The sequence below is a fragment of the Paraburkholderia jirisanensis genome, assembly GCF_054782355.1.
Genome location: NZ_BAAGSQ010000012.1, coordinates 26699 through 52730, shown reverse-complemented (window position 1 = coordinate 52730; position 26032 = coordinate 26699). Strand labels below are relative to the sequence as shown.

Genomic DNA, 26032 nt, shown 5'->3' with positions numbered 1-26032 from the left:
GCGGCCACATCGAAATATCGAGACATCGATCAGCCCAACGCGTGCCGGATACCGGCGCAATGCTTACTTGACTGCCTTGCCGTTGGCGCGGGAGCCGAACTTCTTGTTGAACTTCTCGACACGGCCGGCCGTGTCCATGATCTTTTGCTGACCCGTGTAGAACGGGTGCGATTCCGACGACACTTCAATCTTCGCGAGCGGGTAGGTCTTGCCGTTGAATTCGGCGGTTTCGCGCGTGTTGATGGTCGAGCGGGTGACAAACTTGAAGTCGTTCGACATGTCGATGAACAGGACTTCGCGGTAATTCGGGTGAATGCCTTCTTTCATGGTCTTTCCTCTGTTCGGGCGGTAGCCAACCCGCAATGCGCGAGCCACTTGCCTAAGGTCGAAAAACGGCGATTATGCCAGAAAATCAGACGGTTGACGATAATTTGGCGAGCTTTTCCGAGGTTTGGGGCCGGGTGGGGGCGCAGCGGGGGCGGCGGCGTTCGTGGACGGGCTTAAACCCGGGCTTATTCCCGCGTTGAAACTCAGGCTCAGCCACCTTCCAGCGCGCCGGCGCGGGCCGGGTCCTGCCGGTAGTAGCGGGCCAGCAGCCGGTACAACTCCGGATACTCGTTTTCAAAGGCATGCGGTTTCGCGAACAAGGCCTCGCTGCAGACCGCGAAAAATTCGGACGGATGGTCTGCCGCGTACGGGTCGATCAGCGATTCGCGCTCGAAGCGCGCCCAGCGCCGCTCGGGCACCGCATCGACGCGCGCGCAGAAATGATCGTAGGCGTGATCGAACACGTCCGCCCACGCGGCGCTGTCGAGCGGCGCATGCAGCCGCCTGAATAACGGCGGGTGGCCATCGGCGGCGCCCGTGATCATGTCGATCTTGTGCGCGAACTCGTGGATCACGACGTTGTAGGCATCCGTACCGTCGGTCATCTGCGCGTCTTCCCACGACAACACGACCGGGCCGCCTTCCCATGCCTCGCCGCTCGCGTCGTGCTCGACTTCGTGGACTACGCCGTCTTCGTCCTCGACCGTCTTGCGGATCACGAATTCGCCGGGATAGACGATGATGCCGACCCAGCCCTTGTACAGGTCGAGGCCCAGATTGAGCACCGGCAGGCACGCCTGCACCGCGATGCCGACCGTCATCGCGTCGGTCAGCTCGAGCTCGTGCGCGGTCGAGAATTCTTTCTGTGCGATGAACAGGCTGGTCAGCTCGCGCAGCCGGACGAGATCGGGCGCGTCGAGATGCGTCAGAAACGGCAGGCCGGCGAGGGTGGTTTGCCACAGCGCGTCGGAGATCGCGTGGCTGCGCAACACGCGTTCGCGGCGGCGCGTGCCGAACCAGTGGGTGAGCTTGGATAGCATCGCTGAACTCGGAGTGGCTGTGCGGCTCAGGTCGAAATGGCGCTGAATGACAACGGTAAGCGAAGCAGCGCCGAACGAAACAACGCCCGCAAGCGCGGGCGTGGGTTACAGCCGTTTCACAGCAGCAGGCCGGCCGCGCGTGCGCAGCCGGATCTCAACCGGGCCTCAACTGCTGCCGCCGCGGCGCATCATGTCGAAGAACTCGGAGTTGCTCTTCGTTTGGCGGATCTTGTCGAGCAGGAATTCCATCGCTTCGACTTCGTCCATGTCGTGAATGAACTTGCGCAGCACCCAGATCTTTTGAAGGATCTCGGGCTTGATCAGCAGTTCTTCGCGACGCGTGCCGGACTTGTTCAGGTTCAGCGACGGATAGACGCGCTTTTCCGCAAGACGACGCTCGAGGTGCACTTCCATATTGCCGGTGCCCTTGAACTCTTCGTAGATCACGTCGTCCATGCGGCTGCCGGTTTCGATCAGCGCGGTGCCGATGATGGTCAGCGAACCGCCTTCCTCGATATTGCGCGCGGCGCCGAAGAAACGCTTCGGACGCTGCAGTGCATTCGCATCTACACCACCTGTGAGCACCTTGCCCGAGGCCGGCACGACGGTGTTGTACGCGCGCGCCAGACGCGTGATCGAGTCGAGCAGAATCACCACGTCGTTCTTCATTTCGACGAGGCGCTTCGCCTTTTCGATCACCATTTCGGCGACCTGCACGTGACGCGCAGCCGGTTCGTCGAAGGTCGACGCGATCACTTCGCCGGCCACCGAGCGCTGCATTTCGGTCACTTCTTCAGGACGCTCGTCGATCAACAGCACGAACAGCACGACGTCCGGATGGTTCTGCTTGATCGCGTGGGCGATGTGCTGAAGCATCACGGTCTTGCCGGACTTCGGCGAGGCCACCAGCAAGCCGCGCTGGCCTTTGCCGATCGGCGCGATCATGTCGATGATGCGGCCCGTGACGTTTTCTTCGCCACGCATTTCACGTTCGAGCAGCAGCACCTTGTTCGGGTGCAGCGGCGTCAGATTCTCGAACATGATCTTGTGCTTCGACGCTTCAGGCGGCTGGCCGTTGACCTTGTCGACCTTCACCAGCGCGAAATAGCGTTCGCCGTCTTTCGGCGTGCGCACTTCGCCTTCGATGGTGTCGCCGGTATGCAGATTGAAGCGGCGGATTTGCGACGGGCTGATATAGATATCGTCCGTGCTTGCGAGATACGAGGTTTCGGGCGAGCGCAGGAAACCGAAGCCGTCCGGCAGCACTTCGAGCGTGCCGTCACCGAAGATCGTTTCGCCCGTCTTCGCGCGCTTTTTCAAAATGGCAAACATCAATTCCTGCTTGCGCAGGCGGTTTGCACTTTCGATCTCGAGGCCATTGGCCATTTCGATCAACTGTGACACGTGCTGAGTCTTAAGCTCGGATAAATGCATACGGAGAACCCGCGGGAGAAGGTGCGACTGGAAATGAAATCTGGGAGGAGAGTTGAGCGGAACCGCTCAAGGACTTACTCGTCTTTTCGACGTTTTCTGGATTCTAGCATAGCACACGCCAATTCCCGCTTGCTTTGCAGATCGGCAGGTTCGCGGCGCGCGTGTTGTCAGACGACAACAGGCAATGCTCATCATCAGCGCGCGGCCGCGCCTTTCAGATCATCGCTCTGCGGGAGCGGACTGTGGGGACCTACTGCAGGGACCAGCGACACGAATGGCGAACTGCGGGCGAACGGCGGGCTAACTGCGCAAACCGGTCGGACTGAATAACCAGTCCGGATAAATCAGATTCGATAAATCGGTTCGACAGGCGAATCCGGCGCGCTGTGCGTTACGCGTTGCGCGCGTGCCGGATATGCGTATTGAAGCGAGCTTGAGGCGATTAAAGGTTGCCGTCGAGGAACGCGGTGAGCTGCGACTTCGACAATGCGCCAACCTTTTGTGCCGCGACCGCGCCGTTCTTGAACAGGATCAGCGTGGGGATGCCGCGCACGCCGAACTTGACCGGCGTCGACTGATGCTCGTCGACATTGATCTTGGCGATTTGCAGACGGTCTGCGTAATCCTTCGCAACTTCGTCGAGGATCGGTGCAATCATCTTGCACGGGCCGCACCATTCTGCCCAGAAGTCGAGCAGGACGGGTTTATCGGATTTCACGACGTCCTGTTCGAACGACGCGTCGCTGATGTGCTTGATTTGTTCGCTCATTATGAATACCTCACTCGGTTCGGGGCCGGCCTGAATGCTCGCCACGATACATGAAACTGAAAAAATTTACCGTTCGCTTTGCCGCAAAGAAAGGTCGAACCGAATGACTTTCGAGGGTCTTGCACACAAGCTGCAAGAACCTGCGAAAGGCGCCCGGGACTTGACTTTACGGGTCACTTGCACGCCAGTTTAGCCTAATTCGCTATGCGCTGCCGGTGGTGATAGTACCCATTCGGACGGTGCGGCGGGCCATGCTGGCGGGCTCGTTTGCGGCCTTTACCGCAGCTATCTGGTGGTGCTGCCGACGAACACAAGGGCGTGCGCTGACGTTCTGGTTACGCTGCGGTTGCATCGGCCGAGCCCACTCTGAAACGCCCGTCGCGCAGGCTCGCGATCCATCTGGCGCGTTTTACCTGTCGCCATGCAAGGCCGCCGATGATAGAATGCTTCGTGACGGGCCTCCTCGCATGGAGGTGCGGTCAACCTGGTCAGGTCGGGAACGAAGCAGCCACAGCCGTTTTCCACCAGTGCCGAGGGTCAGGCTCGTCACCTTTCGCTTTCTTCTGTGCTTCTGTGTTTTCCCCCGATCCGTTCATCATCAGATCCCGGCATGCGTGTTCATCCGGTCTTTTTCTATAGCCCCAGTAGCAAAATACAATAGAGCACCGACGGTTCGCCGCGCGTTCTTGCGCTGCCATGCCGAACCGGCTGTGCGCATAAGCGTTGCTGATACAATTTCCCGATGACCTATCAAGTTCTCGCACGCAAGTGGCGGCCGAAGGATTTCGCTTCGCTCGTCGGACAGGAGCACGTAGTGCGCGCGCTCACGCATGCGCTCGACGGCGGGCGTCTGCACCATGCCTATCTGTTTACTGGCACGCGCGGCGTCGGCAAGACGACGCTGTCGCGCATTTTCGCGAAAGCGCTCAATTGTGAGACCGGCGTCACGGCCACGCCGTGCGGCGTATGCCGGGCGTGCCGCGAGATCGACGAGGGGCGTTTCGTCGACTATGTGGAAATGGATGCGGCAAGCAATCGCGGCGTCGACGAGATGGCCGCGCTGCTCGAGCGCGCGGTGTATGCGCCGGTCGATGCGCGCTTCAAGGTCTATATGATCGACGAAGTGCACATGCTGACCAACCACGCGTTCAACGCGATGTTGAAGACGCTCGAAGAGCCGCCCGCGCATGTGAAGTTCATTCTCGCCACCACCGATCCGCAGAAGATTCCGGTCACGGTGCTGTCGCGTTGCCTGCAGTTCAATCTGAAGCAGATGCCGGCCGGGCATATCGTGTCGCATCTCGAGCGCATTCTCGGCGAAGAGCAGGTTGCGTTCGAAGCGCAGGCGCTGCGGTTGCTCGCGCGCGCCGCGGACGGTTCGATGCGCGATGCGCTGTCGCTGACCGATCAGGCGATCGCCTATTCGGCCAACCAGGTGACGGAAGAAGCGGTGCGCGGCATGCTGGGCGCGCTGGATCAAAGCTATCTGATCCGGCTGCTCGATGCGCTGGTGTCCGGCGACGGCGCCGCGGTGCTGGCGGTGGCCGATGAAATGGCGCTGCGCAGCCTGTCGTTTTCGACCGCGCTGCAGGATCTTGCCAGTTTGCTGCATCGGGTCGGCTGGGCGCAGGTCGCGCCGTCGTCGGTACTGGATGAATGGCCTGAGGCGGCTGATTTGCGCCGCTTTGCCGATCAGTTGAATCCGGAGCAGGTGCAACTGTTCTATCAGATCGCGACGATCGGCCGAAGCGAGCTTGGCCTGGCTCCCGACGAATACGCGGGCTTCACGATGACGTTGTTGCGCATGCTTGCGTTCGAGCCGGCAGTGGGCGGTGTCGGCGCAGGCGGTGCGGGACCGGTGTCGCGGACGGCCGGGCAGGGTGGCGCGGTCGGCGGCAAGCGCGCCGGGGCGCCGGCAGTGACGGCGCAGCAGGCTGCGGTGTCGGCTGCTGCACCGACGAACAGTGCGATGCCCGCGCAAGGTGCGGCGAGTACGCCGCGCGAACCTGCGGCGCAGGTGCTGGCGGCCGGCGATGTCACGGCGAACACGGGATCGGTGGCTGCAATTCCGACGTCGGTTTCCGCTGGGAACGAGCCTCAACCCTCTGACGCGAAAGCGGCGGGCGATGCGGCTTCGGCCATCACGAAATCGACGCAGGATGTCGAGCCTGTTGCAGCAATGCAGCCGGCCAAGGCCAAGGTCGACGAGCCAGCGGTAGTCGCAAAGCCGGATGCGGTTGACGAAGGAACCGACGCCAGGCAGTCGGCAAGCGTCGACGAGCCAGCGGCGACCGCGAAGCTGGACACGGCTGACGAAGGTGTCGACACGACGCGGCACGCAAGCGTCGAAGAGCCAGCGGTAGAAGCGAAGTTGCGCACGGTTGATGAAGGCGCCGAAGCGACGCGATCGGCAAGCGTTGGCGAGCCGATGTCCGTTGCGAAGCTGGACACGGTTGACGATGGAACCGGCGCTGTGCAGCGGGCAGGCATCGACGAGCCAGTGGCCGTCACGAAGTTTGATACAGCGGATGAAGGGCGCGACGCGGTGACGCCGGTCGCGAGCCTCGAGCCGTCTGCACCCGTGCAGTCGTTGGCTGCTGCGGAAGTGGTCGCAACGCCGGCTGCAGCCGAGCCTGCCAACGACCAGAGCATCGAGGCCGAACAACATGCGTCGCGTCAGGCCGAGCCCGCAGCGGCCGCGATGCCTGCAGACTCCAGCAACGCAAAGCCGGCGGCCGTCGTCGTCGCGCAAACCGCGCCTGAGCCGACGCAAGCGCCGTTGCGCACGCAGCCGGCTGCATCGAACATCGACGAAGGCACGCAACAGCAACCCTTTCCCGCCGAAGCGCAAGCCGACACCGCGCCGCGCCGCGCCGGCGGCGCAAGCGCCGCGCTCGACGTGTTGCGCAGCGCCGGCATGAGGCTGTCGGGCAACCGCGCCCCAGCCGCAGCCGCCGCGCCCGCGCCGAAGGCAGCGGAAGCACGGCCGAAGCCTGCCGCACCGCGCGTGGTGGTCCCGACGCCGGATCCCGCGCGCCGCGCCGCGCAGCAGGCACAAGCCGCGCCGGCCCGCAACGCCGCCGGCGCACGACAAAATGGCGGCGCAACCGTGCCGCCATGGGAAGAAATCCCACTCGACGCCCCCGGCGCGCTCGACGACTACATTCCCGCCTCGTCGGACGACGCGTTTTTCGCGCCGCCCGACGACGGCTACATGCCGGTATTCGACCAGGGTCCCGACGATGTGCGTATCGATGCGCGTGCTGCGTCGCCAGCCAGCGCTGCCGCAGCAATGCCGCTCGATACCCGCCCGTTGCCGCCCGCGGTCCCGCTCGACGCACTCGGCTTCGAAGGCGACTGGCCGGCGCTTGCCGCCGGGCTGCCGTTAAAAGGCATCTCGTACCAACTGGCATTCAACAGCGAACTGATGGCGCTCGACGGCGCCACGCTCAGGCTGAACGTACCGGTCCCGCAATACGCTGACGCCGCGCAGGTCGCCAAGCTGAAAGCCGCGCTTGACGAGCGTCTCGGCAAGCCGGTCGAGGTGGTGGTCGAAGTCGGCCCGGCGCGCCGCACCGCGGCGGCATTCGATGCAGCCGAGCGTGCGCAGCGTCAGAAGGAAGCGGAGCGCGAGATCGGCACGGACCCGTTCGTGCAGTCGCTGATTCGCGAGTTCGGCGCGAGCATCGTGCCGGGCTCGGTGCGGCCGCTTGCGGCATCCGCGCCAGGCACGGCCGGCGCAGCGGGCGCCGCCCACTGATTTTCGCCACGCGCAGCGCATTGCCGCTGGCTGTAGCGTGGTTGCACATTTCATACGATCAAGAAGGAGCACGTCCATGATGAAAGGCCAACTCGCCGGGCTGATGAAGCAGGCCCAGCAGATGCAGGAAAACATGAAGAAGATGCAGGAGGAGCTCGCGAAGATCGAGGTCGAGGGCCAATCCGGCGCCGGCCTCGTGAAAGTGACGATGACCTGCAAGAACGACGTGCGCCGCGTGTCGATCGACCCGAGCCTGCTGGCCGACGACAAGGACATGCTGGAAGACCTCGTCGCCGCCGCGTTCAACGATGCGGTGCGCAAGGCCGAAGCCACGTCGCAGGAAAAGATGGGTGGCATGACGGCGGGTTTGCCGTTGCCGCCGGGTTTCAAGCTGCCGTTCTGAAGTCGTGTGCGGCGCGCGCCGACGCAAGCCTGCGCGCGCCGCAACACAACCAGGGCTCGCAGCCGTGCCGCAGCGCGCCGCGTCGCTGGTCTTTTCGCCGGTACGCGGCGCGTTTTGCATCACACGACGTCGGCGCACCCTGTGTGCGCCCCGCGCGCTGCTTGCGGCCCGCTGCAGCTGGCGCTCGCGTGTCGGCATGACAAAACACGCAGCACAATGCGCGGCAGAACCTCCCGCCAAGCTCAGCCGTTGCTGCAATTCGCTCCGTTATCCCAGACAGAAAGCCGGCATCCGCGCCCATGACTCGCATCAAACAACCTTCCGCCTTGTCGGCACTCGTCGAAGCACTGCGCGTGCTGCCCGGCGTCGGGCCGAAGTCCGCGCAGCGTATGGCCTACCACCTGATGCAGCATGACCGCGAAGGCGCTGCGAAGCTCGGGCGCTCGCTGCTCTATGCAACCGAGCATCTGCAGCACTGCGAGAAATGCAACACGTTCACCGAAGCGCAGATCTGCGAAGTCTGCAGCGACGAGGAACGCGACGCGACGCTGCTGTGCGTGGTCGAAACGCCGGCCGACCAGATCATGCTCGAGCAGACGATGACCTACCGCGGGTTGTACTTCGTGCTGATGGGGCGTCTGAGCCCGCTCGACGGTATCGGCCCGAAGGAGATCCATTTCGAGCGTCTGGTGCGGCGTGCGTCGGATGGTGTCGTCAAAGAGGTGGTGCTGGCCACCAATTTCACCAACGAAGGCGAAGCGACCGCGCATTACCTCGGGCAGACGCTGAAAGCGCGCGGCCTCGCGGTGACGCGTCTCGCGCGCGGCGTGCCGGTGGGCGGCGAACTCGAATACGTCGACGCGGGCACGATCGCGCGGGCGATGCTGGACCGGCGCACGATGTAGCCGGTGCGCGCCCGCCGCACGCAGCGCATCGCGTGATCCCATGCGGCACATGCAGAGGCACGCGCAAAGGACGCACAGAGGCACACGCAAAGGCAACGAAGGAGACACATGAGCGCAACGAACTCCACGCAGACCCCACCGGCGAGCGGCCCGCTTGCCGGCGTCAAGGTGCTCGAACTGGGCACGCTGATCGCGGGCCCATTCGCCGCGCGCTTTCTCGGCGAGTTCGGCGCCGACGTGATCAAGATCGAAGACCCGAAGGGCGGCGACCCGCTGCGCAAATGGCGCAAGCTCTATCCCGAGGCGGGCGGCACGTCGTTGTGGTGGGCAGTACAGGCCCGCAACAAGAAGTCGGTGACGATCAACCTGAAGGCCGACGAAGGCAAGGAAATCGTGTGTCGGCTCGCGCAGGAAGCCGACATCGTGGTCGAAAATTTCCGGCCCGGGCTGCTCGAGAAACTCGGCCTCGGCTATGACGTCCTCAGCGCGCACAACCCCGGCCTCGTGATGGTGCGCCTGTCCGGCTATGGTCAGACCGGTCCATACCGCGATCGGCCGGGTTTCGGCGCGATCGCCGAATCGATGGGCGGCTTGCGGCACATCACCGGTTATCCGGATTTGCCGCCGCCGCGCATCGGCATTTCGATCGGCGATTCGATTGCCGCGCTGCACGGCGTGATCGGCGCGCTGATGGCGCTGCATCACCGTCAGGCGAATGGCGGCAAAGGCCAGGTGGTCGACGTCGCGCTGTACGAGGCCGTGTTCAACATGATGGAAAGCGTGGTGCCCGAATACGGCGTGTACGGCATGGTGCGCGAGCGCACCGGCGCGTCGCTGCCGGGCATCGTGCCGTCGAACACCTATCCGTGCCGCGACGGCAGCATCGTGATCGGCGGCAATAGCGACCCGATCTTCAAGCGGCTGATGAGCGCGATCGGCCGCGACGATCTGGCCAACGACCCGGCGCTCGCGCACAACGACGGCCGCGTGCCGCGCACCGAAGAAATCGACGGCGCGATCGCGCAATGGCTGGCACCGCGCACCATCGACGAAGCGCTCGCGGTGCTGAACCCGGCCGATGTGCCGGCGGGCCGCATCTACAGCGTCGCGGACATGTTCAGCGATCCGCAATACCTTGCGCGGCAGATGATCCAGAACTTCAAATGGCAGGACGGCCGCGACATTGCGTTGCCGGCGGTCACGCCGAAGCTGTCGCTGACGCCTGGCGAGACGCGCTGGCTCGGGCCGGAACTCGGGGAACACACCGATGAAGTGCTGCAGGCGCTAGGCTATGATGCCGACCACATCGCAAGGTTGCACGCGCAACAAGTGGTCTGAATCGAGCCAGCGCGTGTTTGCCGGCATTCTGTTGCTGAGCGCGTTTGCGCTGATTCTCGATGCGCTGGTGGGCGTGGCCGAACGACGTCTGATGAAGCGGCAGCCTGCCAGCAGCGAGACCGGAAAACTTTAGCCGCCGTGTCATGCGTGCAAAGCACGCTCGAACGACCGTGCGCTTTACTCGCGGCGCATGTTTCGCCGGTTCTGCTGTCGCGTCTTTTCGAAGGTGCCTGCATGCGGCTGCAATGCTTTCGCGGTCTCCCGCGCGCGGTGCACAGCGCGCGTCGCAAGCAGGGTCGCTGGCACGACCGCGCATGGGCCGCAAGTGCCTGTCGCAACGCCGCTGCAGCGCGCGTGAGCGCCCTCCAGTGTCGTTCGCGTGCCTTCTTTCCTCGGTTACAATCGCCGGATGCGAATCCTACTCAGCAACGACGATGGTTACCTGGCGCCGGGCCTCGCCGCGCTTTACGAAGCGCTGAAGCCGCTCGCCGACGTCACGGTGATGGCGCCCGAGCAGAACTGCAGCGGCGCGTCTAATTCGTTGACGCTGTCGCGGCCGCTGTCGGTGCTACGTTCCGCAAACGGCTTTTACTATGTGAACGGCACGCCGACCGACTCGGTGCATATCGCGCTGACCGGCATGCTCGACCACACGCCCGATCTGGTGGTCTCCGGCATCAACAACGGCCAGAACATGGGCGAAGACACGCTGTATTCGGGCACCGTCGCGGCGGCCACCGAAGGTGTGATGTTCAACGTGCCGTCGATCGCGTTCTCGCTGGTCGACAAAGACTGGGTGCACCTCGAATCGGCGGCGCGCGTCGCGGCCGAAATCGTCCGGCACTATCTGGACAATCCGCTGCCGGGGCATCCGTTGCTGAACGTCAACATTCCGAACCTGCCTTACGACGAGCTCGGCGCATGGCGCATCACGCGCCTCGGCAAGCGCCATCCGTCGCAGCCGGTGATCCGCCAGACCAACCCGCGCGGCGAGCCGATCTACTGGATCGGGCCGTCCGGCAGCGCGCGCGACGCGAGCGAAGGCACCGATTTCCATGCGGTCGCGCACGGCTTCGTGTCGATCACGCCGCTGCAGCTCGATCTGACCCACACCGAGATGTTGCCCGCGACGCGCGACTGGGCGCGTGCCGGGAGCGGCGCTTCATGACTGGCGAGCGCGCCAGGCGCTTTCCGCTCGGTCTCGAAGACCTGGTGCGCGAACCGCGCGGTAGCGTCGGGCGGCCCGGCGACGCGCGCAGCGTGACGCCGCAGGCGGCATTGAGCGATGCGCGCGCGGCGAAATCGCAGCTGCCGGCCTTGCATGAGCGTGGCGCGAAGCCGCAAGGATTGGTGTCGACCGATGCGCGTGGCGCGAAACCACAAGGCACGGCGTTGACCGACGCGCGCGGCGCGAAACCACAAGGCACGGCGTTGACCGATGCGCGTGGCGCGAAACCACAAGGCTCGACATTGACCGATGCACGTGGCGCAAAGCCCCAAGGCCCGGCTGCGCCCACCGCGGCGCGCGCGGCGAAGCTGCAAGGATCAGCAACAATCGATGCGCGCAGCGCAAAGCCACAAGGATTGGCATCGACTGGCGCGCGCGATGCAAAACCGCAAGGCCCGGCGTCAACCGGTGCGCACGGCGCGAAGCCGAAAGCTTCATCGCTGACCGGCGCACGCGTTGCAAAGCCACAAGCACCGTCGCTGGCCGGCTCGCGTACCGTGCAGCCGAAAGCTGCGGCAGGCACCACCGCGCGCAGCGCGAAGCCACCCATCTCGCCCGACGCACGCGCATCGGCCGTGCGCCAGCCCGGTGCGCCAGCCGCCTCCGCCGGCATGCGCAGCGACAGCGCGCGCCAGCCGGCGCTGCGCCTGCCCGCCGCGCCGCTCGAGCGCAGCGGCGCGCCCAGTGTGCCGTTGACCCGCGCCCATGCGCTGACGTCGGAACGGGTGCGCGAGCGGATGGTCGAACGCCTGCGGGCCAACGGCATCAGCGACCCGCGCGTGCTGAACGCAATGGCCACCGTGCCGCGCCACATGTTCGTCGACCCGGGGCTCGCGACCCAGGCTTACGAAGACGCGGCGCTGCCGATCGGTCATCACCAGACAATCTCGAAGCCGTCGGTGGTGGCCCGCATGATCGAACTCGCGGCGGCGGGGCGCACGCTAGGCAACGTGCTGGAAATCGGTACCGGTTGTGGCTATCAGGCGGCCGTGCTGAGTCAGGTGGCGCGCGACGTGTATTCGATCGAACGCATCAAACCGTTATACGAGCGCGCGAAAACCAACTTGCGGCCATTGCGCATTCCGAATCTGCGCCTGCATTACGGCGACGGCCGGCTCGGTTTGCCCAAGGCAGCGCCGTTCGACGCGATCGTGATCGCGGCCGCCGGTCTCGACGTGCCGCAGGCGCTGCTCGAACAACTCGCAATCGGCGCACGTCTGATCGCGCCGGTCGGCACGCACGACGGTCAGACGCAGGTGCTCACGCTGGTCGAGCGCACGGGGCCCGCACAATGGCGGGAGTCGCGTCTTGATCGTGTTTTCTTTGTACCCTTAAAATCCGGAGTGATTTGAATCCGATGACTATCAGTAAGTTGCGCACGATGCAAAGAACCAGTCAGAACATCCGCCTCACCGTGGCGCAGCGTAGTGTGTGCGTGCTTGCGCTGTCATTGCTGGCGGCGTGTGCTACAAGGCTCGATAACGCGCCTGTCGTCGATCGCTCAGGCGCGTTGAGCACCCAGACCGCGCAGCAGAGCGCGCCGGCGCCGGTGCCGCTCGGCCCGCCGCCTCCGGGTTATTACCGGGTCAAGCCGGGCGATACGCTGTATCGGATCGCGCTCGAGAACGGCCAGAATTATCGCGACATCGCGTCGTGGAACAACCTGACCAACCCGAACCAGATCGAGGTCGATCAGTTGCTGCGCGTCGCGCCGCCGGGTGCCAACGTCGCGGCTGCGCCGATCGTCGGTGGCGGGGTGCAGAGCGCGCCGTTGAATGGTGCACCGGCTGCTGCACCGGGCAGCACGGGCGCGCCGCCGCTGTATGGCGCGAACGGTGCGCCGCCGGCTTCGACACCGGGCGCGACGGCCACCACCGTGCCGCCGCAGCCGGGTGCGAGCGACGCGGCAGCCGCTCCGAGCGCCGTGAGCTTCGCATGGCCGGTGCGCGGTCCGCTGCTGAACACGTTTGACGATTCGAAAAACAAAGGTTTGAATATCGGCGGGGCGGCGGGCGATCCGGTGAAGGCCGCTGCGGACGGTCGGGTGGTTTATGCGGGAAATGGGCTGCGCGGTTACGGCAATCTCATTATCATCAAGCATGACGCTACGTACCTTACCGCCTATGCACACAACCGTGCTTTGATGGTAAAAGAGGGGGACGCGGTTACCAAAGGGCAGAAGATCGCCGAAATGGGAAACAGCGATTCGGACCGTGTGATGTTGCATTTCGAAGTTCGCCGGCAGGGCAAACCTGTCGACCCACTGAAGTATTTGCCGCCGCAATAAGCGATTACGACCATGCCGAAATCGAAGCGCCGTCCACCGCAAGCCGAGACTGACACCATCAGCCGTGCCACGCATGTCTCGGTGGAGGAGGCTGGCGCTTCCGATGCCGACGACGACAGCGCCGACGATCTCGACAATGGCGCCGAGCTGGACGAGCGCCAGTCCGGCGAAGAGAGCGGCGATTCGCGCAGCAGCGCCAGCGACGCCCCTTCCGATGCCGACGACTTCCGCGCGCTGCTGCAGGCCGAGCTGACCGCGGACACGATCCAGCATTACCTGAACCGGATCAGTGTGAAGCCGCTGTTGACGGTCGAGGAAGAGCAGCGCTATTCGCGGTTGGCGAAAGCGGGCGAGTTCGAAGCCCGCCAGGTGATGATCGAGCGCAATCTGCGGCTGGTGGTCAGCATCGCGAAGGGCTATCTGAACCGCGGCGTGCCGCTGCTCGATCTGATCGAAGAGGGCAACCTCGGCCTGATGCACGCGATCGAAAAATTCGATCCGACGCGCGGCTTCCGTTTTTCGACTTACGCCACGTGGTGGATCCGTCAGAGCATCGAGCGCGCGATCATGAACCAGGCGCGCACCGTGCGGCTGCCGGTGCACGTGATCCGCGAGCTGAACCAGGTGCTGCGCGCCAAGCGCCATCTGGAAAAGAATTCGATGAATTCCGGCGACGCGGGCGACCGCCGCGACGCGAGCATCGACGATATTGCCTACCTGACCGGCAAGACCAGCGACGAAGTGACCGATATCCTCGCGCTGAACGAGCACACCGCGTCGCTCGATGCGCCGCTCGACCTCGATCCGGCGAGCAGCCTGCTCGATTTGCTGTCGGACGACCAGAGCCAGTCGCCGGACGCCGAAGTGCAGCACCGCGAGCTCGAAACGCTGACGCGCGCGTGGCTGGCGCGGCTGTCGGACAAGCATCGCCATGTTATCGAACGGCGCTTCGGCCTCAATCACATCGAGCCCGCGACGCTCGAAGAACTGGCCGACGAAATGGGGCTCACGCGCGAGCGCGTGCGCCAGATCCAGCAGGAAGCGCTGGTGCGGTTAAAGCGCTTCTTCGCATCGAACGGCGTACGCAAGGACGCCGTGCTCTGAAGCCTCGATGACTCCGATTCTCGTATTCGACATCGAGACGATTCCCGATGTCGCCGGTATTCGCCGGCTTGAAGACCTGCCTGCCACGCTCTCTGACGAAGAAGTGGCCGAGCACGCATTCGCCGCGCGCCGCGAAAAGACCGGCAGCGATTTTCTGCCGCACCATCTGCAGCGCGTCGCGGCGATTTCATGTGTGTTTCGTGACAACAACGGGTTTCGCGTGCGCTCGCTCGGCACCACGACCGATGGCGAAGCGGCGCTGGTGCAATCGTTCTACCGCGTGATCGAAAAGTACACGCCGCAGCTGGTGTCGTGGAACGGCGGCGGCTTCGACCTGCCGGTGCTGCATTACCGCGCGCTGGTGCACGGTATTGCGGCGAGCCGCTACTGGGACCTCGGCGAAGAAGACCGCGACTTCAAGTGGAACAACTACATCGCTCGCTATCATTCGCGGCACACCGATTTGATGGATGTGCTGGCGATGTATCAGGCGCGCGCCAATGCGCCGCTCGATGCGCTGGCGAAGCTGTGCGGCTTTCCCGGCAAGCTGGGTATGGACGGCGGCCAGGTTTGGCATGCGTTTCGCGATGGGCAGATCGAAGCGATCCGCAACTATTGCGAAACCGACGTGGTGAATACCTATTTGCTGTATTGCCGGTTTCAGCTGATGCGCGGTGGCTTCTCCGCGCAGGAATACGCGGATGAAATCGCGCTGGTGAAGCAGTCGCTCGCGCAGGAGACGGCGCCGCACTGGGCCGAGTATCTGGCCGCGTTCGAGAACGCGGCGAGCTGAGTTCGCTGACTTGCGCGACGCTGCCACTGCAGTTGCCCGCATGCGGCGCGGCAGACACATGCCGCGCCGCGTATCACCCACCGTTATTACATCCCGCTGCCGCCACGCTCAATCGATCTCGAGCACGATCGGCTGATGATCGGACGCACGCGTCGCACCATCGATCTCGCAACGGCGTATCCGGCTGCGCAAGTCCTCGGTAACGAACACGAAGTCGCACGTGAGCGGGCCGTCCGCCCATTGTTCGGTATCGTAGACGCCAGCCGTGTGCGGTGGGTTTGCACCCGCATGCAACGCGGTCCATGCATCGACGAACGGCGGGCTGCCGGCCAGCGGCTCGAGCATGCGCCGGTACGCTTCGCTGTCGTGCGCGCAGTTGAAGTCGCCGCAGACGATCGCGCTGACGGGCCGTGCAGTATCCGTGAACGGACCGATCGCGTTTTCGGCCGGCGCCGGGCGCGCCGCATGCGCGGCCGCTTCCTGCTGGATGCGGCGCAGCGCATCGACCTGCGCGAGCCGCTGCGGCAGCGAATAGAACTCCAGATGCGTGACGATCACGCGGATTGGCCCGCCCGGCGCGCGCAGCACCGCTTCGAGCGCGACCCGCTGCATTGACGGCGCGTCCGCATCGGCCGGCCACGGCAGTGAATGGCGGATCACACGCTCGACCGGCAGCCGCGTCGCAAGCGCATTGCCGAACTGGCGGCGTGGCGCGCTCGGGCCGTCGAGCTTCAGCGGCGCGAGATCCGCGCCGATCGCATCCAGCACTGTAAAGCCGGGCAATTCGTCGGCGAGTTCGGCGAACTGGTCGTCGCCCGGATGGCCGGCCAGCACGTTAAAGCCGCGCGTCACCTCCTGCAGGCACAGCACGTCGAAATCGGCGAGGCGGCGCGCCTCGCCGACCATGCGCGGCAGGCTGACGTCACCGCGTGCACCGCGTCCCCACTGGACATTCCAGCTGATCAGTCGCATCGTCAAATCTCCGTCCGGGTTTGCCGTTCGTCTACAATCTTGCCTTTACTTCACCGTCTGTCAGGAAGTTGCTGGTGTCAGAAATCGTCCCCCGTACCGCCCCCGCCACCGCCGTCAAAGCGCCGCGCAAGGCGAAAAAACGCGCGTCAGGCGCGCCGCATGCCCATTCGCCGGGCACTGTCGAACCGGGCGCCGTTCTGCCTGTGCTCACGATCGAATCGCTCGACATGGAGGCACGTGGCGTCGGCCGCACCGTGACGGAAGACGGCACACCGGGCAAGGTGATCTTCGTCGAGGGCGCGCTGCCCGGCGAGCGTGTCACCTATTCAAGTTATAGAAAGAAGCCGAGCTTCGAACAGGCACAAGTTGTCGATATCTTGCAGGAAAGCGTGATTCGTACCAGGCCGAAGTGCACGTTCTTCGGCACCTGCGGCGGCTGCTCGATGCAACATCTGGAGGTGCGCGCGCAAATCGCGGTCAAGCAGCGCGTGCTCGAAGACAACCTTGCGCATCTGGCGAAACTGCGTGCGGAAACGATGTTCCGGCCGATTCACGGGCCGTCGTGGGGCTACCGCTATCGCGCGCGCCTGACGGTGCGCAACGTGGCGAAGAAGGGCGGCGTGCTGGTCGGTTTTCACGAGCGCAAGAGCAGCTTCGTGGCCGACATGACGAGTTGCGAAGTGCTGCCGCCGCACGTGTCGGCGATGCTGGTGCCGCTGCGGCGGCTGGTCGAGGCACTGTCGATTTGCGAGCGCATGCCGCAGATCGAACTGGCGGTGGGCGCTTCGGTAACGGCGCTGGTGCTGCGCGTGCTCGAGCCGATCAATGCCGCCGATGAAGCCTTGCTGCGCACGTTTGCCGACGAGCACAACGTGCAGTTCTGGTTGCAGCCGAAAGGCCCGGACACGGTCGTACCGTTCTATCCGCTCGACCGGCAGCTCGACTACACGCTGCCCGAGTTCGGTATTCGCATGCCGTTCATGCCGACCGATTTCACGCAGGTGAACCACCAGATCAACCGCGTGCTGGTGGGCCGCGCACTGCGGCTGCTGGCGCCGCAGCAGGGCGACCGGGTGCTCGATCTGTTTTGCGGCATCGGCAATTTCACGCTGCCGCTTGCACGGCTGGCGCGTGAAGTGGTCGGCATCGAAGGCAGCGAAACGCTGACGGCCCGCGCACTGGCGAACGCGAAGGAAAACGGCGTGGACGGCCATACGTCGTTTGCGTGCCGCAACCTGTTCGAAGTGAGCGCCGACGACCTGCGTGCGCTTGGGGCGTTCGACAAGTTCCTGATCGATCCGCCGCGCGAAGGCGCACTGGCGGTTTCGAAGGCGCTGGCGGACATCGCGCAAAGCGGCACAGGGCCGCTGCCGCAACGCATCGTCTACGTGTCATGCAATCCGGCCACGCTGGCGCGCGATGCAGGGCTGCTCGTGCATGAAGCCGGTTATCGGCTGAAGGGCGCGGGGGTGGTCAACATGTTTCCGCATACGTCGCACGTCGAATCGATCGCGCTGTTCGAGCGCGATTGACGGCGCTGACGCCCAGAAAACAAAAAAGCCACGGCATGCCGTGGCTTTTTTGTTGCAGCGCGCGTGGCGTCTGGAAGCCTAGAACTGCCACCACGACTTTTCCTTGCCCGGCCGTGCGTGACCCGTGATGTACGGGCTGTCCGGGAAAGTACCGGCGAGCACACGCTTCGTGTCGTCGGCGAGTTGCGGCTGGTCGAGCTTGTCGTACGACAGCCACATGATGTGCAGCGCGTCCTCGATAGCCGGTGCGTTCTTGTATTCCTTGATCGCGAGCTGTGCGCGGTTGATTGCCGCGACATACGCGCCGCGCCGGTAGTAGTAATCGGCCGCGTGCACTTCATGCGAAGCCAGCGCATTCACGATGTAGCGCATGCGCTGCGCCGCGTCGGGTGCGTACTTGCTCTGCGGATACTTGTCGACTACGACCTTGAACGCGTCATACGACTCGCGTAGCGACTTCGGGTCGCGCTCGCTCATGTCCTGGCCGGAGAAGCGGCCGAACAGACCGAGGTCGTCGTTGAAGTGGATCATGCCCTTCAGGTAGTACGCGTACGCGATATCCGGATGATCCGGGTGCAACTGGATGAAGCGGTCGATCGCCTGATCCGCCGCGGCGGTTTCGCTGTCTTTCCAGTTGCAGTACGCGACGTTGATCTGCGCCTGCTGCGCAAAGTGGCCGAACGGATCGCGGCCTTCGAGCGCTTCGAAGTATTTCGCGCATTTGCCCCAGTCGCTACCCGACAGGGCGTCCTGCGCCTCCGTATATAATTTGTTGTTGTTCCACGTGGCCGTTTCGTCAGTCTTCTCGGGCAGGCCGTGGCAAGCTGCCACTAGCGCTACCGCGCAGACACACGCGATGTATCGGACCACGCGCGTTGCCACGAGTCGGGCCACGTTGTGGCCAACGCCGAGGTCAACGCTCTGGGCAATTTTCCCCGCCGTTTCGCGGGCCGCTGCATGGCGCGCTGCCGCACTTTTGGCCATATTGGTAATAATGTTCAAGGCTCGCATTTTCCAGTCCAGCTTCACGTCAAGCGCTTTTACGTCCAGGTAACCAGTCTCGATGACCCGCTCAAATACTCCGCGTGCCGCAGCCGGCTCACGGAATAGCGACAAAGATTATAGCCGATGCGCGCAGCCCTCCGAAGCTGCGGCAGCCGATACGATCGCTTCGCCCACTACGCCCGATGACAATCCCGCTGCCGGAGCGCGCTCCAGCGCGGCCCCGGCCGGTGCCGCGGGGGCGCAGAACGAAGCGCCGCGGCTCGTCACCGTGCCGCCCGAATTCGCCGGCGAGCGGCTCGACAAGGTGCTCGCGAAGCTGTTCCCCGAGTTCTCGCGCAACCGGCTGCAAAGCTGGATCGAAGCGCAGCGCGTGCGCATCGACGGCGCGCCGGCAAAGATCCGCCAGCCGGTGCCGCTCGGCGCGACGATCGAGCTCGTGCCCGACCTGCTGCCCGAGCAGCTCGCGTTCACGCCGGAGCCGGTGCCGCTCGACATCGTCTATGAAGATGCCACGCTGGTCGTGATCAACAAGCCCGCTGGGCTGGTCGTGCATCCGGCCTCGGGCAACTGGAGCGGCACGGTGCTCAACGGCCTGCTGCATCGCTACGGCGACGCGGCAGCCGGCCTGCCGCGTGCCGGCATCGTGCACCGGCTCGACAAGGAGACCTCGGGGTTGATGGTGGTGGCGCGCACGCTTGCCGCGCAGACCGACCTCACGCGTCAGCTGCAGGCGCGCACCGTGAAGCGCCGCTATCTCGCGCTGGTGTGGGGCGGCATGCCGGAAGAGGGCACCATCGATGCACCGATCGGCCGCGATCCGCGCGAGCGCACGCGCATGGCGGTGGTCACCGGTGCGTCGGGGAAGCCCGCGCGCACGCATTTTCGTCGTGTCGACACAGTAGTGTGGCAACGTCAGCCGGTGTCGGCGATTCATTGCGATCTCGATACCGGGCGCACGCATCAGATTCGCGTGCATTGCGCGCACATCGGTCATCCGCTGCTGGGCGACCCGGTGTATGGCCACGCGCGCGGCAAGCGCTCGGTAACGCCGTTGCCGGACGGTTTTGCGCGCCAGGCACTGCATGCGTGGCGGCTCGGCCTGATTCATCCGCAGACGGGGCGCGCGATGCAATGGCGCGCGGATCCGCCGGACGACATCGTGGCGTTGTGCGCGGCGCTCGGCTTTACGCGCGACGACGACGCGGGCGAGTTCGACGGCGAATACTACGAGCACGAAGAGGGCGACGATGAAATCGTCGATGCAGACGGCGGCGATGGCGAGGACTGGGAAGAAGACGCACATGAAGACAATGAAGGCGACTGAACGCCAGCACTGAACGTCCCACCAGACGCACGCACAGACCAGCCGCGCGCGCGACCGGCCGCATGCATCGCCCGCAACGGCGCGCAACCGGCCGTTCGCAAGGCACGCGAGATGCGCAGATGCACAACAGCACGCGGTCGTACACAACCGGAACGCACGCACCGCGCAAAGCCCAACCACACCGAGGACTCACCCCGTATGCCCGCGCCTTTGACCTACGCCGATCTGCTGCAACCGGACTGGCGCGCCGCGCCGCGCGTGCGCGCGCTGATCACGACGCGTAACGGCGGCGTGAGCCAGCCGCCTTATGGCGCGTGGCGCGACGGCGTCGATCTTCCCGGCGGTCTGAGCCTGGGCCGGCGCTCGGGCGACATGCCGGAACACGTCGAGCAGAACCGTGCGCGGCTGCTTGCGCTGGCGGGTGTGACCGCAGCGGCGTGGCTGGAACAGATTCACAGCGCCACCATCGTCAGTGCCGATGCGGTACTCGACAACGCCCGCGCGGGTGGCGCGCCGGTGCGCGCCGATGCGAGCGTGACCGACCGGGCGGGCAGCGTATGCGTGGTGATGGTGGCGGACTGCATGCCCGTGTTGTTCTGCGATCCGGCGGGGCGTGCCGTGGGCGCCGCGCATGCGGGCTGGCGCGGCCTCGCGGCGGGCATCGTCGAGCAGACTGCACAGCGCGTGGCCGCTTTGGCAGGCGTCGATCCGGCGACGCTCTACGCATACCTCGGGCCGTGCATCGGACCGACCGCGTTCGAAGTGGGCAGCGACGTGCGCGACGCTTTCCTCGATACCGCGCCCGGGTCGCAGCGCGAGGCGAGCGAGCATGCGTTCGTGCCGCGCGACGGCGCGCCCGGCAAGTACTTCGCGGACCTGCCGGCGCTTGCGCGACTGCGGCTGGCGCAACTTGGGCTGACGCAGGTCACGGGCGGCGATCAATGCACGTACACGCTGCAGGAGCGTTATTACTCGTACCGGCGCGACCACGTGACCGGCCGCATGGCCGCGTTGATCTGGCTGGCCGATTGAGCATCCGCACGGTATTCGCGGCGCGTCGGCAGAGGGCATCGCCGTCGTGCCACCCCGCGTCGTGCTGCGTGACATTGAACCGCCGACATTGAACCGGCGCGTCGCAGTGCATGCATCCGCCGGCTTTTGCGGGCGCCCACGCGTGCGTGGACCAACCTGTTTTGCTGCGCTGCGCAAACACGCCTTGAGTGCGGTGCAGGCTTTCACATGCGCTGCGCGCGCTGCAGCATGCGGGTCTGCCCACCCCCCGGAAAACCCTGATCGCACGGGCTGGCTGTCTGAATTGCACGGCATCGGCGGCGCGCTCGCGCGGCTGCGTTCCCTTACATGGGGAAAACGATAATTAAAAAAATATCGCACTGCGGCAAAATCGGGATCAAGCATTGACATGCCTCGCAATGGGGCCAAGAATGTTCCCCACCAATGGGACAGGGCGTGACGAGGCGCGAGTGAGCGCCCTCCGTGCGCGCAGGTGCCTGCCTCTCAACCCGTCCGCGAGGACTCACCGGTCAAAAGCAGGTATGGTGGCAGCTCAACACTCCTCGACTTCCTCACGCACGAATACTTCATCGGATCGCACGCAGGCGCAGGCGGGCGACCAGCAGGCGAGCGCGAATGCCGCCGGGGTTCAACAACTCTTCGACGCATGGCTGAATGCATGGCGCACGCTCGGCGCGCCGGCTGCCGCGAGCGGCAACCCGTTTGCGATGCCGTCGATGCCCGACTTCAGCCAGGCCGCTGCCGGCATGCCGCAGTTCGCCGAGCAATTTGCGGCGCTGGCCAAGCAGTTCGGGCAGTCGCCGTTCAATGCCGGCGCGGGCCAGCCGACGATGGGCCAGGCCGCAATGGCCCAGGCCTTTGCCCAACCGTTCGCGCAGTTCGCCAATCTGACGCTGCCGCAACTGCCGAATCTGCCGTCCGCAGCCATTCCGCCCGAGCGCCTGCAGCAATTGCAGTCCGGCTATTCGCGTGAAGCGATGCAGTTGTTCCAGCAGGCAACGCAAGCGTCCGCTGCGATTCCCGAACTGAAAGACCGCCGCTTTAGCGCGGAAGCCTGGAAGACCACGCCGATCTACGCGTACACCGCGGCCTGGTATTTGCTGAACGCGCGCTATCTGCAGGAACTCGTCGACGCACTCGACACCGATCCGAAAACGCGCGAGCGGATCCGCTTTGCGGTTCAGCAATGGACCGCGGCGACCTCGCCGAGCAACTTCTTCGCGCTCAATCCGGAGGCGCAGAAAACGCTGCTCGACAGCCATGGCGAAAGCCTGCGTCAGGGCGTGATGAATCTGCTCGCCGACATGCAGCGCGGCAAGATCTCGCAGACGGACGAATCGGGTTTCGTGGTCGGCAAGAATCTGGCAACCACCGAAGGCTCGGTCGTATTCGAGAACGAGCTGATCCAGCTGATCCAGTACAAGCCGCGTACCGCATCGGTGAGCGAGCGGCCGTTGCTGATCGTGCCGCCGTGCATCAACAAGTTCTACATTCTCGACCTGCAGCCGGAAAACTCGCTGGTCGCGCATGCGCTCGATGCCGGACATCAGGTGTTCCTGGTTTCGTGGCGCAACGCGGATGCATCGATTGCGCACAAGTCGTGGGACGACTACGTCGAAGAGGGCGTGCTCGACGCGATCGACACCGTGCGGCAGATCAGCGGCCGTGAGCAGATCAATACGCTGGGCTTTTGCGTCGGCGGCACGATGCTCGCTACCGCGCTTTCGGTGGCGGCGGCGCGCGGCGAACATCCGGCCGCCTCAATGACTCTTCTCACCGCGATGCTCGATTTCGGCGACACCGGCGTGCTCGACGTGTTCGTCGACGAGCAGCATGTGCAGATGCGCGAGCAGACCATCGGCGGCAAGAACGGCACCGCGCCGGGCCTGATGCGCGGCCTCGAATTCGCGAATACCTTCTCGTTCCTGCGGCCCAACGATCTCGTGTGGAACTACGTGGTCGACAACTATCTGAAGGGCCGCACGCCGATGCCGTTCGATCTGCTGTACTGGAACAGCGATTCGACCAGCTTGCCCGGCCCGATGTACGTCTGGTATCTGCGCAACACGTATCTGGAAAACAGCCTGCGCGAGCCGAACCGGCTGACCGTGTGCGGCGAGCCGGTGGACCTGTCGCGTATCGACGTGCCCACCTTCATCTACGGTTCGCGCGAAGACCATATCGTGCCGTGGCAAACCGCCTATGCGTCGGTGCCGCTGCTGAGCGGCCCGTTGAAGTTCGTGCTGGGCGCGTCGGGCCATATCGCCGGCGTGATCAATCCGCCCGCCAAAAAGAAGCGTAGCTACTGGAGCCTCGACGGCGAACAGAAGAGCTTGCCCGAGCACGCCGACGACTGGTTCGAAGTCGCCACGGAAACCGCGGGCAGCTGGTGGCCCGAATGGACCACGTGGCTCGACCAGTACGGCGGCAAGAAAGTGAAGCCGCGCGCCGAAGCCGGTTCCGCCGAATTCCCGGTGATCGAACCGGCGCCGGGGCGTTACGTGCAGCGGCGCGAGTAGGACGCGAAGGGCGGCTGCAGGTGGCGCGAGCAGGTGCCGCGCGGCCGCTTCGAAGCAGGCAGCAGGGGTCGCCCTCGGGCTGACAGACCGGATCTTTAACTTGACGGGATAGCGCGGCGCATCGGGCTGCGCGACCCGGAGGAAATGGAAATGACCGACGTAGTGATCGTATCGGCAGCCCGCACGGCTGTCGGCAAATTCGGCGGGTCGCTGGCGAAGATCGCCGCGCCCGAACTCGGCGCCACCGTGATCCGCGCGGTGCTCGAACGCGCGGGCCTGAAGCCCGAGCAGATCAGCGAAGTCATCATGGGCCAGGTGTTGACGGGCGGCTCGGGCCAGAACCCGGCGCGTCAGGCGTCGATCAAGGCTGGCCTGCCGTTCATGGTGCCGGCGCTGACTATCAACAAGGTATGCGGCTCGGGCCTGAAGGCCGTGATGCTGGCCGCCAACGCGATCATCGCGGGCGACGCGGAGATCGTCGTCGCGGGTGGTCAGGAGAACATGACGGCTGCACCGCACGTGCTGCCGGGCGCGCGCGACGGTTTCCGGATGGGCGACGCGAAGCTGATCGACAGCATGATCGTCGATGGCCTGTGGGACGTGTACAACCAGTACCACATGGGCGTGACCGCGGAGAACGTCGCGAAGGAATACGGCATTACCCGCGAGCAGCAGGATGCGTTCGCCGCGCTATCGCAGAATAAGGCGGAAGCCGCACAGAAGTCCGGCCGTTTCGATGATGAAATCGTGCCGATCATGATTCCGCAAAAGAAGGGCGATCCGCTCGCATTCAAGACCGACGAGTTCGTGCGCCACGGCGTCACCGCCGAATCGCTTGGCGGGCTGAAGCCGGCGTTCTCGAAGGAAGGCACGGTAACGGCCGCCAACGCATCGGGTATCAACGACGGCGGCGCCGCGGTGATCGTGATGTCGGCAAAGAAGGCGGAAGCGCTCGGCCTGAAGCCGCTCGCGCGCATCAAGGCGTACGCGAACGCGGGCGTCGATCCGAAGGTGATGGGCATGGGCCCGGTGCCGGCTTCGCGCCGCTGCCTCGAGCGCGCCGGCTGGAGCGTCGACGACCTCGATCTGATGGAAATCAACGAGGCGTTCGCCGCGCAGGCGCTCGCCGTGCACAAGCAGATGGGCTGGGACACGTCGAAGGTCAACGTGAACGGCGGCGCGATTGCGATCGGCCACCCGATCGGCGCATCGGGCTGCCGCGTGCTGGTCACGCTGCTGCACGAGATGCAAAAGCGCGATGCGAAGCGTGGCCTTGCGTCGCTGTGCATCGGCGGCGGCATGGGCGTGGCGCTCGCGCTCGAGCGTCCGTAACAGGGTAGGCCGCGGGCGTGTCCTGCACGGCGAAGAGGGAGCAGGGTAAGCGGGGAGTTGCCGGCCGGGCGCTTCCGCAAACGATAACGGAGTCAGATTTATGTCACAGCGAATTGCATACGTAACGGGCGGCATGGGCGGCATCGGCACGAGCATTTGCCAGCACCTCGCCAAGAAAGGCTTCAAGGTGGTCGCCGGCTGTGGCCCGAACTCGCCGCGCCGCGTGAAGTGGCTGGAAGATCAGAGTGCGCTCGGGTACGAGTTCATCGCATCGGAAGGTAACGTCGGCGACTGGGAATCGACCAAGGTCGCGTTCGACAAGGTGAAGAACGAAGTCGGCGAAATCGACGTGCTGGTCAACAACGCGGGCATCACGCGCGACGTCGTGTTCCGCAAGATGACGCACGAAGACTGGACCGCGGTGATCGACACGAACCTGACGAGCCTGTTCAACGTCACGAAGCAGGTGATCGACGGCATGGTCGAGCGCGGCTGGGGCCGCATTATCAACATCTCGTCGGTGAATGGCCAGAAGGGTCAGTTCGGTCAAACGAACTATTCGACCGCCAAGGCCGGGATTCACGGCTTCACGATGTCGCTCGCGCAGGAAGTGGCCACCAAGGGCGTGACGGTGAACACCGTGTCGCCGGGCTACATCGGCACGGACATGGTGAAGTCGATTCGCCCCGATGTGCTGGAAAAGATCGTCGCGACGATTCCGGTGCGCCGTCTCGGCTCGCCGGAAGAAATCGGCTCGATCGTCACGTGGCTGGCGTCGGAAGACTCCGGCTTCGCGACGGGAGCGGATTTCTCGCTGAACGGCGGTCTGCATATGGGCTGAGCCACGTGGCTCCCGCGTGGGCGTGCGGGAGCAGCAAGGTTCAGGTGTTTTCGGCGGCGTCTCGCGTGGGCAACCCGGTTGCGTGCG

At 64.8% G+C, this 26032-nt stretch carries 21 protein-coding genes, 1 other RNA gene and 1 pseudogene; 17 read left to right on the top strand and 6 right to left on the bottom strand.

Features of this window, described 5'->3' with window-relative positions; all coding sequences use genetic code 11:
* Nucleotides 1–63: 63 nt before the first annotated feature.
* From ACYVNQ_RS06930 to trxA, 4 genes are all read right to left on the bottom strand, one after another.
* Nucleotides 64–327 (bottom strand): type B 50S ribosomal protein L31, encoded by a 264-nt coding sequence (locus ACYVNQ_RS06930; RefSeq protein WP_460901751.1) that lies wholly within the window; start codon nucleotides 325–327, stop codon nucleotides 64–66.
* Between the two features lie 209 nt (nucleotides 328–536).
* A complete protein-coding gene (locus ACYVNQ_RS06925; protein WP_460901750.1) occupies nucleotides 537–1367 on the bottom strand; it encodes a M90 family metallopeptidase in 831 nt (276 codons plus the stop codon).
* A gap of 165 nt (nucleotides 1368–1532) precedes the next feature.
* Nucleotides 1533–2801 carry a transcription termination factor Rho gene (gene rho / locus ACYVNQ_RS06920; protein WP_460901749.1) on the bottom strand — a complete coding sequence of 423 codons (1269 nt, stop codon included), beginning with the start codon at nucleotides 2799–2801 and terminating at the stop codon, nucleotides 1533–1535.
* A 442-nt stretch (nucleotides 2802–3243) separates the two neighbouring features.
* Nucleotides 3244–3570, bottom strand: a complete 327-nt coding sequence (trxA, locus tag ACYVNQ_RS06915; RefSeq protein ID WP_006048864.1) for a thioredoxin TrxA — start codon at nucleotides 3568–3570, stop codon at nucleotides 3244–3246.
* Nucleotides 3571–4022: 452 nt separating this feature from the next.
* On the opposite strand from trxA, the gene ffs reads away from it, so the two are divergent.
* The 11 genes and pseudogenes from ffs (at nucleotide 4023) to ACYVNQ_RS06860 (ending at nucleotide 15388) form a co-directional block, all read left to right on the top strand.
* Nucleotides 4023–4121, top strand: an RNA gene (gene ffs / locus ACYVNQ_RS06910) — signal recognition particle sRNA small type.
* Between the two features lie 191 nt (nucleotides 4122–4312).
* Nucleotides 4313–7330: a DNA polymerase III subunit gamma/tau gene (gene dnaX, locus ACYVNQ_RS06905; protein WP_460901748.1), complete on the top strand. Its 3018-nt coding sequence runs from the start codon at nucleotides 4313–4315 to the stop codon at nucleotides 7328–7330.
* Nucleotides 7331–7406: 76 nt separating this feature from the next.
* Nucleotides 7407–7733, top strand: coding sequence for a YbaB/EbfC family nucleoid-associated protein (locus ACYVNQ_RS06900; RefSeq protein WP_460901747.1), 327 nt, complete (start codon nucleotides 7407–7409; stop codon nucleotides 7731–7733).
* A gap of 308 nt (nucleotides 7734–8041) precedes the next feature.
* A complete protein-coding gene (gene recR, locus ACYVNQ_RS06895; protein ID WP_460901986.1) occupies nucleotides 8042–8638 on the top strand; it encodes a recombination mediator RecR in 597 nt (198 codons plus the stop codon).
* 108 nt (nucleotides 8639–8746) lie between these two features.
* Nucleotides 8747–9976 (top strand): CaiB/BaiF CoA transferase family protein, encoded by a 1230-nt coding sequence (locus tag ACYVNQ_RS06890; protein ID WP_460901746.1) that lies wholly within the window; start codon nucleotides 8747–8749, stop codon nucleotides 9974–9976.
* Nucleotides 9977–9989: 13 nt separating this feature from the next.
* Nucleotides 9990–10109: pseudogene (locus tag ACYVNQ_RS06885) on the top strand (ABC transporter permease); the annotation flags it as partial.
* 276 nt (nucleotides 10110–10385) lie between these two features.
* Nucleotides 10386–11144 (top strand): 5'/3'-nucleotidase SurE, encoded by a 759-nt coding sequence (surE, locus tag ACYVNQ_RS06880; protein WP_460901745.1) that lies wholly within the window; start codon nucleotides 10386–10388, stop codon nucleotides 11142–11144.
* Nucleotides 11145–11407: 263 nt separating this feature from the next.
* Nucleotides 11408–12556: a protein-L-isoaspartate(D-aspartate) O-methyltransferase gene (locus tag ACYVNQ_RS06875; RefSeq protein ID WP_460901985.1), complete on the top strand. Its 1149-nt coding sequence runs from the start codon at nucleotides 11408–11410 to the stop codon at nucleotides 12554–12556.
* 11 nt (nucleotides 12557–12567) lie between these two features.
* Nucleotides 12568–13491 carry a peptidoglycan DD-metalloendopeptidase family protein gene (locus tag ACYVNQ_RS06870; RefSeq protein WP_460901984.1) on the top strand — a complete coding sequence of 308 codons (924 nt, stop codon included), beginning with the start codon at nucleotides 12568–12570 and terminating at the stop codon, nucleotides 13489–13491.
* 12 nt (nucleotides 13492–13503) lie between these two features.
* Nucleotides 13504–14595 carry an RNA polymerase sigma factor RpoS gene (gene rpoS, locus ACYVNQ_RS06865; RefSeq protein WP_460901744.1) on the top strand — a complete coding sequence of 364 codons (1092 nt, stop codon included), beginning with the start codon at nucleotides 13504–13506 and terminating at the stop codon, nucleotides 14593–14595.
* Nucleotides 14596–14602: 7 nt separating this feature from the next.
* Nucleotides 14603–15388 carry a 3'-5' exonuclease gene (locus tag ACYVNQ_RS06860; protein WP_460901743.1) on the top strand — a complete coding sequence of 262 codons (786 nt, stop codon included), beginning with the start codon at nucleotides 14603–14605 and terminating at the stop codon, nucleotides 15386–15388.
* Nucleotides 15389–15496: 108 nt separating this feature from the next.
* On the opposite strand, the gene ACYVNQ_RS06855 is transcribed toward ACYVNQ_RS06860, so the two are convergent.
* Nucleotides 15497–16360: an endonuclease/exonuclease/phosphatase family protein gene (locus ACYVNQ_RS06855; protein WP_460901742.1), complete on the bottom strand. Its 864-nt coding sequence runs from the start codon at nucleotides 16358–16360 to the stop codon at nucleotides 15497–15499.
* A gap of 227 nt (nucleotides 16361–16587) precedes the next feature.
* On the opposite strand from ACYVNQ_RS06855, the gene rlmD reads away from it, so the two are divergent.
* Entirely contained in the window at nucleotides 16588–17892 is a 1305-nt protein-coding gene (gene rlmD, locus ACYVNQ_RS06850; protein WP_460901983.1) for a 23S rRNA (uracil(1939)-C(5))-methyltransferase RlmD, read from the top strand.
* Nucleotides 17893–17970: 78 nt separating this feature from the next.
* On the opposite strand, the gene ACYVNQ_RS06845 is transcribed toward rlmD, so the two are convergent.
* Complete coding sequence (locus ACYVNQ_RS06845; protein WP_460901741.1) at nucleotides 17971–18903, bottom strand: outer membrane protein assembly factor BamD; 933 nt, start codon at nucleotides 18901–18903, stop codon at nucleotides 17971–17973.
* A 52-nt stretch (nucleotides 18904–18955) separates the two neighbouring features.
* Here ACYVNQ_RS06845 and ACYVNQ_RS06840 point away from each other — a divergent pair, with 52 nt between their 5' ends.
* From ACYVNQ_RS06840 to ACYVNQ_RS06820, 5 genes are all read left to right on the top strand, one after another.
* Nucleotides 18956–20221, top strand: a complete 1266-nt coding sequence (locus tag ACYVNQ_RS06840; protein ID WP_460901740.1) for an RluA family pseudouridine synthase — start codon at nucleotides 18956–18958, stop codon at nucleotides 20219–20221.
* 198 nt (nucleotides 20222–20419) lie between these two features.
* A complete protein-coding gene (pgeF, locus tag ACYVNQ_RS06835; protein WP_460901739.1) occupies nucleotides 20420–21253 on the top strand; it encodes a peptidoglycan editing factor PgeF in 834 nt (277 codons plus the stop codon).
* A gap of 521 nt (nucleotides 21254–21774) precedes the next feature.
* Entirely contained in the window at nucleotides 21775–23772 is a 1998-nt protein-coding gene (gene phaC / locus ACYVNQ_RS06830) for a class I poly(R)-hydroxyalkanoic acid synthase (protein ID WP_460901738.1), read from the top strand.
* A gap of 150 nt (nucleotides 23773–23922) precedes the next feature.
* The gene (locus ACYVNQ_RS06825; RefSeq protein WP_460901737.1) at nucleotides 23923–25104 is read left to right on the top strand and encodes an acetyl-CoA C-acetyltransferase; all 1182 of its coding nucleotides are present in this window, start codon (nucleotides 23923–23925) and stop codon (nucleotides 25102–25104) included.
* Nucleotides 25105–25204: 100 nt separating this feature from the next.
* Nucleotides 25205–25945 carry a 3-ketoacyl-ACP reductase gene (locus ACYVNQ_RS06820; RefSeq protein ID WP_460901735.1) on the top strand — a complete coding sequence of 247 codons (741 nt, stop codon included), beginning with the start codon at nucleotides 25205–25207 and terminating at the stop codon, nucleotides 25943–25945.
* Nucleotides 25946–26032 lie beyond the last annotated feature (87 nt).